The 13,126-nt window shown below is 61.1% G+C and carries 12 protein-coding genes; 10 read left to right on the top strand and 2 right to left on the bottom strand.

Annotated elements, in window-relative coordinates:
- The first annotated feature begins 8 nt into the window (after nucleotides 1–8).
- On the top strand, nucleotides 9–614 hold the full coding sequence (locus ATE48_RS10035; protein ID WP_228126573.1) for a GNAT family N-acetyltransferase: 606 nt from the start codon (nucleotides 9–11) through the stop codon (nucleotides 612–614).
- Here ATE48_RS10035 and ATE48_RS10030 read toward each other — a convergent pair.
- Entirely contained in the window at nucleotides 611–1,339 is a 729-nt protein-coding gene (locus ATE48_RS10030) for a 2OG-Fe(II) oxygenase (protein WP_066770889.1), read from the bottom strand. The two genes, ATE48_RS10035 and ATE48_RS10030, sit on opposite strands and share 4 nt — an antisense overlap.
- Before the next feature lie 116 nt (nucleotides 1,340–1,455).
- On the opposite strand from ATE48_RS10030, the gene ATE48_RS10025 reads away from it, so the two are divergent.
- The gene (locus ATE48_RS10025; RefSeq protein ID WP_066770888.1) at nucleotides 1,456–2,913 is read left to right on the top strand and encodes a M28 family peptidase; all 1,458 of its coding nucleotides are present in this window, start codon (nucleotides 1,456–1,458) and stop codon (nucleotides 2,911–2,913) included.
- Nucleotides 2,914–2,916: 3 nt separating this feature from the next.
- On the opposite strand, the gene ATE48_RS10020 is transcribed toward ATE48_RS10025, so the two are convergent.
- Nucleotides 2,917–3,696, bottom strand: a complete 780-nt coding sequence (locus tag ATE48_RS10020) for a LytTR family DNA-binding domain-containing protein (RefSeq protein ID WP_083197277.1) — start codon at nucleotides 3,694–3,696, stop codon at nucleotides 2,917–2,919.
- Nucleotides 3,697–3,829: 133 nt separating this feature from the next.
- On the opposite strand from ATE48_RS10020, the gene ATE48_RS10015 reads away from it, so the two are divergent.
- The 8 genes from ATE48_RS10015 to ATE48_RS09980 all read left to right on the top strand — a co-directional run bounded on the left by ATE48_RS10015 (nucleotide 3,830) and on the right by ATE48_RS09980 (nucleotide 13,126).
- The gene (locus tag ATE48_RS10015) at nucleotides 3,830–4,420 is read left to right on the top strand and encodes a DUF2306 domain-containing protein (RefSeq protein WP_066774832.1); all 591 of its coding nucleotides are present in this window, start codon (nucleotides 3,830–3,832) and stop codon (nucleotides 4,418–4,420) included.
- A gap of 56 nt (nucleotides 4,421–4,476) precedes the next feature.
- Complete coding sequence (locus tag ATE48_RS10010) at nucleotides 4,477–5,739, top strand: MFS transporter (RefSeq protein ID WP_066770884.1); 1,263 nt, start codon at nucleotides 4,477–4,479, stop codon at nucleotides 5,737–5,739.
- 9 nt (nucleotides 5,740–5,748) lie between these two features.
- On the top strand, nucleotides 5,749–7,011 hold the full coding sequence (gene chrA, locus ATE48_RS10005; protein ID WP_066770882.1) for a chromate efflux transporter: 1,263 nt from the start codon (nucleotides 5,749–5,751) through the stop codon (nucleotides 7,009–7,011).
- 45 nt (nucleotides 7,012–7,056) lie between these two features.
- A complete protein-coding gene (sucC, locus tag ATE48_RS10000) occupies nucleotides 7,057–8,250 on the top strand; it encodes an ADP-forming succinate--CoA ligase subunit beta (RefSeq protein ID WP_066770879.1) in 1,194 nt (397 codons plus the stop codon).
- A 32-nt stretch (nucleotides 8,251–8,282) separates the two neighbouring features.
- The gene (locus tag ATE48_RS09995; RefSeq protein WP_066770877.1) at nucleotides 8,283–8,651 is read left to right on the top strand and encodes a VOC family protein; all 369 of its coding nucleotides are present in this window, start codon (nucleotides 8,283–8,285) and stop codon (nucleotides 8,649–8,651) included.
- Nucleotides 8,652–8,748: 97 nt separating this feature from the next.
- Entirely contained in the window at nucleotides 8,749–9,633 is an 885-nt protein-coding gene (gene sucD, locus ATE48_RS09990; protein WP_066770875.1) for a succinate--CoA ligase subunit alpha, read from the top strand.
- 128 nt (nucleotides 9,634–9,761) lie between these two features.
- Nucleotides 9,762–12,734 carry a 2-oxoglutarate dehydrogenase E1 component gene (locus ATE48_RS09985; protein WP_066770869.1) on the top strand — a complete coding sequence of 991 codons (2,973 nt, stop codon included), beginning with the start codon at nucleotides 9,762–9,764 and terminating at the stop codon, nucleotides 12,732–12,734.
- A complete protein-coding gene (locus tag ATE48_RS09980; RefSeq protein WP_066770866.1) occupies nucleotides 12,731–13,126 on the top strand; it encodes a GFA family protein in 396 nt (131 codons plus the stop codon). Before ATE48_RS09985 ends, ATE48_RS09980 begins: the two co-directional genes overlap by 4 nt.

Raw genomic sequence — 13,126 nt, 5'->3', positions numbered from 1 at the left:
TCTAGATTATGCCGTCGCATGCTTTGGCCTGCGGCGGCGTTTTCGTTTACCTTGCGCAGATGACCACCATCGGCCCAACGCTCATCACCGCGCGCCTCATCCTGCGTCCGCCGCAACACGAAGATTTCGACGGCTTCGCCGCCATGGCGCAGGAAGAGGAGACGATGCGCTTCATCGGCGGCCTCGCGCCGCGCGATGCGGCTTGGCGCGGCATGGCTTCGCTCGCAGGCTCGTGGGCGATGCTTGGCTACGGCATGTTCTCGGTCATCCGCCGCGACACCAACGAATGGATCGGGCGGCTTGGTCCGTGGCGCCCGGGTGGCAAGGAAGGCAATTGGCCGGGCGATGAAGTCGGTTGGGGCGTGAGGGCGTCAGCAATGGGGCAGGGTTTCGCGCAAGAGGGCGCGATCGCCGCCACCGATTGGGCGTTCGACAACCTCGGCTGGGATCACGTCATCCACTGCATCGACAAGCGCAATTTGCCCTCGATCAAACTCGCTGAACGTTTGGGATCGCAGCTCGAAACCGAGGACGTGCAACTCGCGCCGCCCTTTGAGGCGCATAAGGTCGATCTCTACGGTCAGTCGAAGGCTGCGTGGAGAGCGCGCCGCTAGCGCGTGATCGGATCGTCGCGGAACCAGCCCGCGATTGAGAGACGCGGCGAAGGTGTGAAGGTCGAAATCGACGTCACTGAGTGCAGACGCAGTCCATCAAAGACAGTTAGCGTGTTGAAGCGCGGCAGGAAACCGGCCTCGACATCCTGCTTCTTGTCCAAGAACAGGAGCAGGCCGCCCCAATCCGGCTGCCAGTTGCGTGAAAAGCCGATCGTGTAAGCGGCGCGGCGCTCCTTCTTGGCCCCATCGTCGACGTGGCGCGTGAGGTAATGGCCGCGCTGATAATTGCTGGCGTGTGCATCGATCTTGGTAATGCGCGGCTCGCTGATGATTTCTTTGGCGAAGGCGATGAACTCGGCAGAGTTCAGGAATTGCGTGAGCGCGTGAATGGGGTGTCCCGGATCCCAGCCGCGCAACGCCGCTTCGATCATGGGGTATGTGTAGTACGTATAGCCAAAATTCTCCGCCGCCCGTTGGCGGATGCCGTCTTCCAGTTTGCGGCGTGCTTCAACCGACATGCCCGCGAGCGTCTCCTGCGTGATCGTTATGGTTTCGCGGTACTCGTTCTGACAGATCAGCCGCCACGGTAAGTTGAGAAGCACGCGCTCAAGCGCGTTCGCCGTCTCCTCTTCGAACAAATTTGAAATCTGCACCGCTTTGTCAGCGGCATATGCCTTTGCGTAAGGCGCTGGGTCGATATTGGGATTGAGCCGGAGCTGGATCATGCGGCGCGCACTGTGATCAAGGGCGTCATTTAGCGCAAGATCGCCCTGCTTTTCCGTCGCTTGGCGCTTGCCTGATCGGCGCGCGCGTCCGATCTAGATGCGAACGAGGGGACACGATGCGATCGATCATCTTAGCAACGGCGGCGCTTGCGCTCGCCTATCCGGCGAGTGCGCAACAACAGCAGCAGCAAGTGCCGGGCTTCGTTCAAGCCAGTGCGCCACCTGCCGAGGCGCCACCTGTCGCGCCGATACCTGCCGCACAGCAACGCACGATCGATCGCCTGCAAGCCGCAGCGCTCGAAAGCGATCACGCATACGAGATCGTAGAGAGCCTCGTTAGTGAAGTTGGCCCGCGTCTCGCGGGCTCCGAAGCTGAGGCGCGTGCGCGTGATTGGGCCGTTGGGATGTTGCGCGCGAATGGCTTTACCAACGTTCGTATCGAACCGTTCACGCTGCCTTATTGGGATGCGACGCGCGAAGAGGCGCACATTGTGTCTCCCGGCATTGAGCGCCCCATGGTTGCGGCGGCGCTTGGCGGCTCACCCTCGACACCGGAAGGCGGGTTGACTGCCGAGATCGTGCGCTTCGCCGACATGGCCGCGTTGGAGGCGGCGCCGAATAGCGCCGTGGCCGGCCGGATTGTCTTTATCGATGAGCACATGAGCCGCGCGCAGGATGGTTCCGGTTATGGCGTTGCGGTTCGTAAGCGCGGACGCTGTGCGCCGGTTGCGCAGGCAAAGGGCGCCGCAGCTTGCCTCATCCGCGCCGTTGGCACGGATACGCACCGTTTCGCGCACCAAGGCGGCAGCTCGCGTCAAGCACAAGGCGCTTCATTGCCCGCAATGTCGATTTCGCCAGCCGATGCCGATGTGCTTGCAAACCTCATCCAGCGCGGCACCGTGCGTGTTCGCCTCGATATCCGAGCCGACATTCGTGAGAATGCGCAGTCTGGCAACGTGATCGCGGAGATCCGTGGCCGTGAGCGCCCTGATGAAATCGTGCTGCTGGCTGCGCACTTGGATTCCTGGGATATGGGGCAGGGAGCCATTGATGACGGCGCGGGCGTCGCCATCGTCTCAGCCGCCGCGCGCCTTATCCGTGATTTGCCACGCCGCCCGCGCCGCACGATCCGTATCTTGCTCGCTGGCGCAGAAGAGAATGGCGTCCACGGCGGCGCGGCCTACGGGCAAGCGCACGCGAACGAAACCCACGTCGTTGCGCTCGAGAGCGATTTCGGCGCCGGGCGCGTGTGGCGTTTCGATACGCGATTTGCGGAGTCGGCCGCGCCTTATACGCGCGCGTTCCAGCGCGCTCTCTCTCCGCTGGGTGTTTTGCCGGGCAATAACCAGGCGGACGGCGGCGCAGACGTGAACGCGATCCGAGAAGCGGGGACCCCGGTCGTTGATCTCAGCCAGGATGGTACGGACTACTTCAACTATCACCACACGCCGGACGACACGCTCTACGCGATCGACCCCGCGGCGCTTCGGCAGAACGTCGCTGCCTGGGCGACCTTCGTGTACCTCGCGGCCGACACCGATTGGACATTCCGCGGCGCGCCAGCAGCACAATAGCGCCTAGTACCAGCCGGCCTCGCGTAGCACGCGCACGTTGGGCCGGCTCACTGGAGCTTCGGCGCCGCCTTTGAGGATGAGGACGAGTTTGTCGCCGTCGCGCCGTGTACTTTCGACGCCCTCTCGCGCAACCCACCATGAGCGGTGTGTCTGCGCGCCTTCGAGGCCCTCAAGCTCCGTGATCGCGTCCGACAGACGCATCAGGATGAGATCTGAGCCTTTCGACGTATGCAGGCGCAGATAGTGGTCTTCGGAGGAGACGGCGTGGAGCGCTGCGCCTCTAAGTTTTGGCGGCAGGCGCTCCATGAACCGGACCGGCCTTGCGCCAGCTGGCGCGGCGTGCGTTTGGGCGCCTGGCCATTGATCCTTGAATGCACGGTCGACCAACCAAGCAAGGCCGGCGATGGCGATGCTCACTCCCAGAACCAGGCCGTAGAGCCTTGGGTAGTACGAGACCGAAACTGGCTGATCGATGGCGATCTGAAAGAGCACGACCGTGCCACTTACGACGGCGGCAATCAGCACGGTCGCGGCGATCCGGTTTGCAAGCGCGCCAATACGCGGAACCATCCTCTCAAGCGTGCGAGCAATGAAGGTGGCCCCGAACCAGCCTTCGCCGACGAGCGTCGTCCAATAGAGGAAGCTGGCCCAATAGGGCACTGAACCGGTGGCGCCGAAGGGGTTGGTGAAGGCCAAAAATGCGCCGATGGCGGCCACGATCGTCAACGTCCGCGTCAGCGGGTGATCGATCTTCGGTATGCGAGGCTCTTTGGCGTTCGTCATTTCACGCTTCGTGAACTGCACAAAGCGGCAATTCGCGACGTTCCGCGGCGCGTTCACGAAGATCAAGGAGAAGGAGTTTGGCGATCATGGTTCTCCGGCGTTGGCGCATTCACGCGCTTTGCTGGGAGGCACGATGAACCGGACCGCACTTCGCAAGTCAATCGACCGGACGACACTGGAGCGTGTGGATAATGCCGCGGCGGGCGTGGGTTCACAATCGCTGCGCCGCCGGATCAGTGGGATATTGATCTTGGGAGTCTTGGCCGCCGGCTTGGCGCCTTTGGCGGGGCCGGTCTGGAATTACCTCCAGCATCATGAAATCCGGCCGCACGCGCCTGATTGGGCCGCGTTCGGCGCGCTGCCCGCTCAGTTCAAACTCCATATTGTGGCCGCGCTTGCTGCGCTCGCGATTGGTTTTGTGATCTTGGCGCTGCCGAAGGGAAGGGGGCCACACAAGGCGCTCGGCTGGACCTGGGTCGGGGCGATGTCGATCACGGCTGTCTCAAGCTTGTTCATAACTGGGCTGAATGGCGATGCGTATTCGTTGATCCATCTCATCAGTGGCTGGGCCATCGTCGTATTGCCGATGGGTGTCTACGCCATCCGAACTCGCAACATAGCCGCGCATCGGCGGCACATGATGAGCCTTCTTGTTGGCGCATTGTTGATTGCGGGCGCATTCTCATTTTTGCCTGGCCGCTTCATGTTTGAATTCTTCTTCTAAACGCGGCGTTTTGCCGGTTGCGACGTGCGCAAACGGGTCTATGCAGCAGTCATCTCATGACGAGCCTGCTGCGCAACGTTGCTGCACTCATAGCAGCCGTTACGATCCTGCAACTTGCAGGCGGTTTGCTTGGCGTGCGCATTCCGCTCGCGTTCACTGTCGAACATTCGCGCACAGCGCTCGGTCTCGTCGCCGCGTCTTACTCGGCTGGCTTCATGATGGGCGCGATGATCGCGACGGTGCTGTTTGCGCGCGTCGGTCACATCCGCGTCTATGCCGCTTGCGCCGCGATATTCTCCGTCACGACGCTCGCGCTGCACTTCAGCGCTGACATCTGGTGGTGGGGCGTTGCACGCATGATTGCGGGCATGGCGGTCGCGCTGATGTTTGCCGCTGTCGAGAGCTGGATCAGTTTTTCCATCGGACGGCACGCGCGCGGCGAGGTGATGAGCGTCTATATGGTTCTTACCAAGGGCGCGCTCGCCATCGGACCGTTCCTGGCCTTTGGCTATGCGCCTGCGCAGGCAGAACCGTGGATGATAGCCGCAGCGCTGACAGCGCTTTCGATGGTGCCGATCTGCTTTACCGCCGCCGAACAGCCGGATCCGCCGAAAGCTCAGCCGCTCGCGCTCGTCGAACAATTTGCGATCGCCCCGGCTGCAGTCATCGGTTGTTTTGGGGCGGGGCTGGTCAATGGAGGTGTGCTTGCACTTGCACCGCTCTACGCCGCTCAACACTACGGTCCCAATGCCGCGGCCGAGTTCTATTCGGCTGCATTCACCGGCTCGCTCCTGCTGCAATGGCCCGCGGGACGCCTTTCAGACCGCATAGATCGTCGTTTGGTCATCGCGGCGCTGGCGGCGATCGCTGCAGCGTCATCCTTTGCGCTCGCGACTTGGAGCGGTCAGTTGCTTAGCTGGTCGGCGGTCTTGTTGTTTTTTATTTGGGGCGCTGGCGCACTTTCATTTTACGGGATCGCGGTGGCGCATATGGCTGATCGCGCCGAGCCGGGAAAGCTCGCGCAGTCTGCGGCGGGTCTTTTATTTGTTTGGGCGGCGGGCTCCGTCATAGGACCATTGGTCATGGGACCTTTGGTCGACTGGTTCGACGTTGCAGGCATGTTCTGGTTCTCGGGTGGCGCTGCGCTCTTCGTCGCCATCGCCATGTTCTGGCGCCGCTCGACACGGCGCGGGCCGGTCACCAAGGAAGAGTACGCGCCGCAACTCGGCACGTCCGTGGCGGCCGGTGAGATCGCTTATGGTGAAGATAAACCCGATGATGACAGGGACGCGATTGCAGTGGCCAACAATCCGCGCTAGCGCGCGTTCGTGAGCCCATCGCTTTCCACGTTATTTGCGGAATCTCTGAAAGTCGGTTGTCTCGGTTTTGGGGGACCGGCGGGACAAATCGCGTTGATGCACCGCGTCTTCGTCGATGAGCGCAAGTGGATCGATGACGATCGCTTTCAGCATATGCTGGCGTTTTGCATGTTGCTGCCAGGGCCAGAGGCCCAACAGCTTGCGACCTATATCGGCTGGCGTTTACGTGGTTGGGCGGGCGCATTGATCGCGGGCTGGATGTTCGTGATCCCCGGCGCGCTGATCGTGCTCGCGCTTTCCTGGCTCTACGTGAACTATGGTGAAGTTCCCTTGGTCGCAGCGGCCCTTGACGGCGTGAAATGCGCTGTCGTTGCTTTGGTTGCTGAAGCGCTGATTAAGGTCGGCAAGCGAGCTTTGAAGACAAGCGCCGCTTTATTGCTGGCGATTGGCGCCTTCGTTGCGCTGATTTTTGGCGCGCCGTTCCCGGTCGTGATTGTGGCTGCGGCTTTGCTTGGCATCGCGCGAGCGCGTCTGTTCGTGAAAGGCGTGGCCACTCGATCTCTCGAAACGCCGGTTTTGCAAGGGAGCAGGGGCGCCTTCGGTCAAGCTCTCCTGTGGCTTGTTCTCTGGGCGGCTCCGCCAGCAATCATCGCGCTTACGCTCGGCACGGATCATGTGCTTTTCCAGATTGCTCAGGTGTTTTCGATCCTCGCGTGCGTCACTTTCGGCGGTGCTTATGCATTGCTCGCGTATCTCACCATAGAGGCTGCGGTGCGCGGCTGGCTGACGCCCTCTCAGATGATTGACGGGCTAGGCCTCGCCGAAACGACGCCAGGCCCGCTCATTCTCGTAAATGAGTTCGTGGGGTTTCTGGCGGGTCACAATGCCGGCTCTCCGGCGCTTGCGCTCTCCGGCGCTGTTATCGCGCTTTGGTGCACTTTCGCACCGTCGTTCGTTTGGATCTTCGCGGGTGCGCCCTTCGCCGAGCGCTTGGAACGCAATACCAGCGCCGCTGGCGCGCTCGCCGCGATCACAGCTGCGGTGCTTGGCGTGATCGCCAAACTTGCGCTCTTCTTTGCCGCTCACGCACTCTTCGCGCGCCAGATCGCTTTCGGACCCACTGCCTTACCTGACCCAACGTCGGGTATTTGGTGGATGATCGCCTTGGCGCTCGCCGCCGCCGTGGCCCTGATCCGTTTCAAAGCCAATCTGCTGCTGGTTTTGGTCGCATGCGCTCTGACGGGCTTGGCGGCGCACGCTTGGGGCCTATAAAGCGGCCCAGCGATTTCCGCACCGATCCAAGCTCCCGGGGCCAAGATGAACATCCACGAGTACCAAGGCAAAGCCGTCCTGAAGAGCTTTGGCGCGCCGGTGCCCCGCGGCTTTCCGGCTTTCACGACGGAGGAGGCCATCGACGCCGCCGCCAAACTCGCTGGCTCGGTGTGGGCTGTGAAGAGCCAAATCCACGCCGGCGGGCGCGGCAAGGGCAAGTTCAAGGAAGCTGATGCGGGCGAGAAGGGTGGTGTGCGCATTGCCTTCAAGCCGGAAGACGTGGGTCTCTATGCGTCGCAGATGTTGAAACACACGCTGGTCACCGAGCAAACGGGTCCGGCTGGCCGCGTCGTCAATCGCATTTACATCGAAGAAGGCGTGAAGATCGCGAAGGAGTTCTATCTCTCCGCGCTTGTCGATCGTGAAAGCGGTCGAGTTGCGTTCGTCGCGTCCGAAGCCGGCGGCATGAACATCGAAGAAGTCGCGCACGACACGCCGGAAAAAATCACGACCGTCGCTATCGATCCCGCGACCGGTCCGAGCAAGGCCGACACCACGAAGATCGCAGCCGCTTTCGGCATCGGCGGTGACCTCGCCACTCAATGCGATGATCTGATCGGCAAGATCTACACTGCATTCGTGAAGAGCGACATGAGCCTTCTCGAAGTGAATCCGCTCATCGTTACGGAAGACGGTAAGCTCGTTTGCGGCGATGCGAAGGTCAGCTTCGATTCCAACGCTGCTTTCCGTCACCCGGAATGGGCCGACCTGCGCGACATGGGCGAAGAGGACGAAAAGGAAATCGAGGCTTCGAAGTACGATCTCGCCTACATTTCTCTCGATGGCGATATCGGTTGTATGGTCAACGGCGCTGGTCTCGCCATGGCGACGATGGACATTATCAAGCTGTTCGGCGCGGAACCTGCGAACTTCCTCGATGTCGGCGGCGGCGCCAGCAAAGAGAAGGTGACAGCCGCCTTCAAGATCATCACCGCCGATCCGAAGGTAAAGGGCATTCTGGTCAACATTTTTGGCGGCATCATGAAGTGCGATGTCATTGCCGAAGGCGTGATTGCGGCGGTGAAAGAGGTCGGTTTGCAAGTGCCGCTCGTTGTCCGGCTCGAAGGCACTAACGTCGAGCTCGGCAAAAAGATCATCAATGAGAGCGGTCTCAACGTGATCAGCGCGGATGATCTCGAAGACGCCGCACGCAAGATCGTGAAAGCGGTGAAGGGCTAAGGGCAGGGCCCGTTGGTGAGGAGCGCAAACATATGATCGGTTACGTCACATTGGGCACGAACGATCTCGATCGCGCCGCAAAATTCTATGACGCCATTGCCGCCGAGCTAGGCACGTCGCGGATGATGGAATGGCCGGGCGCCATTGCGTGGGGCACGCCGGGCGGTGGCGCAGGCATCGGCCTCACCAAACCCTTCAACGGCGAGGCCGCAACCGTCGGCAACGGCGTTATGGTCGCGCTTGAAGCGAAGGATAAGGATCAAATCCATCGCCTTCATGAGATCGCGCTCGCGAACGGCGGCACGTGTGATGGCCCGCCAGGGCCACGCGGCGACACCTTCTACGCAGCTTATTTCCGTGATCCGGACGGCAACAAACTCAACGCATTCATCATGGGCTGACCTCTCGTTCGCGTCGTTCCACTAGGGTTTGCAACCGGCGTGGCGTGGGCTAGGAGCCATCCCGAATTTCTAAGTTTTACAAGGCCAGGGGGCCATTTTGTCCATTCTCGTCAACGCTTCCACTCGCGTCATCTGCCAAGGTTTCACCGGCAAGAACGGCACATTCCACTCCGAGCAAGCCATTGCCTACGGAACCAAGATGACGGGCGGCGTCTCGCCGGGGAAGGGCGGCTCCACGCACCTTGGTCTGCCGGTGTTCAACACGGTCACTGAAGCCAAGGAGAAAGCCGGCGCAGACGCGACGGTGATTTACGTGCCGCCGCCAGGCGCCGCGGCCGCTATCGAAGAGGCGATCGACGCTGAAATTCCGTACATCGTTTGCATCACTGAAGGCATTCCGGTGCTGGACATGGTGCGGGTGAAGGCGCGTCTGGCGAATTCGAAGTCGAAGCTGCTCGGACCGAATTGCCCAGGCATTCTGACGCCGAACGAGTGCAAAATCGGCATTATGCCGGGCCAGATCTTCAAGAAAGGCTCTGTGGGAGTCGTCTCGCGCTCGGGCACTTTGACGTACGAAGCGGTGTTCCAGACCACAAATGAAGGCCTTGGCCAAACCACTGCCGTGGGCATCGGTGGCGACCCGGTGAAGGGCACCGAATTCATAGATGTCCTCGAGCTCTTCCTTGCGGACCCGGAAACCAAATCCATCATCATGATCGGCGAAATTGGCGGCTCCGCAGAAGAGGATGCGGCGCAGTTCCTGGCCGATGAGAAGAAGAAGGGCCGCTGGAAGCCTACCGTTGGCTTCATTGCGGGTTCAACCGCGCCTCCTGGGCGCCGCATGGGTCACGCGGGCGCGATCATTTCGGGCGGCAAAGGCGATGCGGGCTCGAAGATGGCCGCCATGGAAGCAGCGGGGATTAAGGTCTCGCCACACCCGGCGGCGCTCGGCCGGACCATGACGGAACTGCTCAAAGGCTAAGCAGCGGCTAGCCCTGCGCGTTCGCAGCCCTTCAATCCCTGCGCGACGCACTTTAGAAGGGGCGCCGCCCAGCGGTGCGCCCTATATTTTACACGGGTTGCCCCGGTTTCCGAGAAGGTCAGCGTTCCATGGCGGATGACGCCCGCAGCTTGCCAAATGCAGCTATGCTCGAAACGAGCTTCCTCTACGGCGCCAATGCGACGTTCGTGGAAGAGATGGCGGCCAAATACGCCAATGACCCAAACTCGGTAGACGCCTCCTGGCGTGCGGTCTTCGACCAGCTTCGCGATGATCCCGAGGCCTCGCGCGCCGCAGTTCGCGGTCCGTCGTGGTATCGACCGGAAATCGCGCAGCCCCAGACGACAGAAACCACTGCGTTGCTCGATGGCAATTGGGCGGCTCTCGCAAGCAAGCTTGAGCAGAAGGTCGCCGCGCGCTTGCCCGGCGCCTCCACGCAAGATGTCCAGTCCGCAGCGCGCGATAGCGTCCGTGCATTGATGATGATCCGCGCCTATCGCACGCGCGGACATTTGGCGGCGCATCTTGATCCGCTCGGCATCGAAGTTCGTCCACCAGCGCCTGACCTTGATCCATCCAGCCACGGTTTTGGCCCCGGCGATCTTGATCGTCCGATCTTCATCGACGGCGTGCTGGGCATGCAGATGGCCACTGTCAACGAGATGCTCGCAATCCTGCAGCGTACGTACTGCGGCACGTTCGGTATCGAGTTCATGCACATCACCGATCCAGGCGAGAAGTCCTGGATTCAGGAGCGCATCGAAGGGCCGGACAAAGAGATCGCGTTCACGCCGGAAGGCAAACGCTCGATCCTGAAGAAATTGCTCGAGGGCGAGAGCTTTGAAAAGTTCGTTCACAAGCGCCATCCCGGCACCAAGCGCTTTGGTCTCGATGGCGGTGAAGCGATGCTTCCGGCGCTTGAGCAGATCATCAAGCGCGGCGGCGCGCTTGGGGTGCAAGAGATCATTCTCGGGATGGCTCACCGTGGCCGCTTGAACGTGTTGGCCGCCGTGATGGGCAAGCCGTATCAAGCGATCTTCCATGAGTTCCAGGGCGGCTCGGCGACGCCGGATGACGTGCTCGGCTCCGGCGACGTGAAGTATCACTTGGGCGCCTCAAGCGATCGGGCGTTCGACGGCAACAACGTCCACCTCTCGCTAACCGCAAACCCGTCCCACCTTGAAATCGTCAATCCGGTTGTCCTCGGCAAAGCGCGCGCCAAGCAGGCGAAGCGCGCAACGTGGACCGAGGAAGGCGAAGCGCTGCACGATCTGCGTGCGCGCGTTATGCCACTGCTTATTCACGGCGACGCCGCTTTCGCGGGGCAGGGTGTTGTCGCCGAATGCTTCGCGCTCTCAGGCCTGCGCGGTTACAAAACCGGCGGCACGATGCACTTCATCATCAACAATCAGATCGGCTTCACGACAGCGCCGCACTATTCGCGCTCGTCGCCATATCCGTCTGACGTCGCGTTGATGGTGCAAGCGCCGATCATGCACGTGAACGGCGATGATCCGGAAGCCGTCGTGTTCGCCGCGAAGGTCGCGACCGAATATCGCCAGTTGTTCGGCAAGGACGTCGTCATCGACATGTTCTGTTATCGCCGCTTCGGTCACAATGAAGGTGACGACCCGACGATGACGCAGCCGATCATGTACCGGCGCGTGAAGGACCAGCAGACAACGCTGCAAATCTACACCGACCGCCTGATCAAGGAGGGTGTGGTCACCCAAGCCGACGTCGATGAGTGGCAGAACGACTTCAACGCCTTCCTCGATCGCGAGTTCGACGCCGGCAAGGCTTATCGCGTTAACAAGGCCGATTGGCTGGATGGTGTTTGGGCCGGCTTCTCATTGCCGGTCGATGATGATCGTCGTGGCCAGACAGATGTTCCGCTGAACAAGCTCAAGGATCTTGGCCGTCGCATCACCGAAATCCCGCGCGATTTTGACATGCACAAGACGGTGCAGCGCGTCGTCGAGGCGCGACGCAAAGCAGTGGAAGACGGTCAAGGCGTCGACTGGGCGCTTGGCGAGCACCTCGCGTTTGCGACCTTGCTCGACGAAGGCTTCAATGTTCGCCTCAGCGGCCAAGATTCGTGTCGCGGAACTTTCAGCCAGCGCCACTCGCACTTTGTCGATCAGCAGACGGAGGCGCGCTACACGCCGCTCAATCATATGCACGGCAGCCAGGCGCACTACGAAGTCATCGACTCGCTGCTTTCCGAAGAAGCGGTGCTTGGCTTTGAATATGGTTACACGCTCGCTGACCCGAAAACGCTGACCCTGTGGGAAGCCCAGTTCGGTGACTTCGTGAACGGCGCGCAGGTTCTGATCGATCAGTTCATCTCATCCGGTGAGCGCAAATGGTTGCGCATGTCGGGCCTCGTGATGCTGCTGCCGCACGGCTACGAAGGGCAGGGGCCGGAGCACTCATCTGCGCGCATGGAGCGCTTCTTGCAGCAATGCGCGGAAGACAACATGCAGGTCGTCAATTGCACGACGCCGGCGAACTATTTCCACGCGCTGCGCCGCCAACTGCATCGTGATTTCCGCAAACCGCTCATCGTGTTCACGCCAAAGTCGCTGCTGCGTCACAAGAAGTGCGTGTCGCCGTTGGCCGACATGGCCGAAGGCACTTCGTTCCACCGCGTTTTGTGGGACGATGCTCAGCTCAACAATGGCAATACAAGCGTCCAGCTTAAGGGCGACAGCGAGATCCGCCGCGTCGTGATGTGCTCGGGCAAAGTCTATTACGATCTGCTCGATGAGCGCGAGAAACGCGGTCTCAACGATGTCTATCTGCTGCGTCTCGAGCAATTCTACCCGTGGCCGATGAAGTCGGTGATGCATGAGCTGCAACGCTTCTCAAACGCCGAGCTCGTTTGGTGCCAGGAAGAGCCCAAGAACATGGGTGGCTGGAGCTTTGCTGAGCCGTGGATCGAACTCACGCTTGAGAAGCTCAATATCAAGGCCAAGCGTCCGCGCTATGCCGGCCGTCCAGCCAGCGCCTCTACGGCGGCCGGCCAAATGTCAAAGCACCTCAAAGAGCTTGAGGCGTTCTTGGAGCAGGCGCTGGGATGAGCATACTCCAGGCCTCCTGCCATTGCGGTGCGGTCCGCTTCGAGGTCGAGGAACCCGAATGGGTTATGGACTGCAATTGTTCGCGCTGCCGCCTCTATGGCGGCCTATGGGCGTATTACGCGCAGCGCGACGTTAAGTTCGCAAGCAAGCCCGATACCTCCATCTACATGTGGGGTGACCGCATGTTGGAGTTTCATACTTGCCGCACCTGCGGATGCGCGACCCACAGCACGGAAGTCGGAACGGAGGATGCGGAGCGGATCGCCGTCAATGCGCGCCTGATCCGCGGCCTTCATCCGAAGCGCACACGGGTTGTTCAGAAAAACAATGGCAATGACGGCGTGTTCTGGACTCACACCGAATCACCCGTTTTGCCCAGTCACGATGAGTGA

The organism is Candidatus Viadribacter manganicus (assembly GCF_001679665.1).
Classification (GTDB): Bacteria; Pseudomonadota; Alphaproteobacteria; order Caulobacterales; family Aquidulcibacteraceae; genus Vitreimonas; species Vitreimonas manganica.
This window is presented reverse-complemented; position numbering and strand designations above follow the sequence as displayed.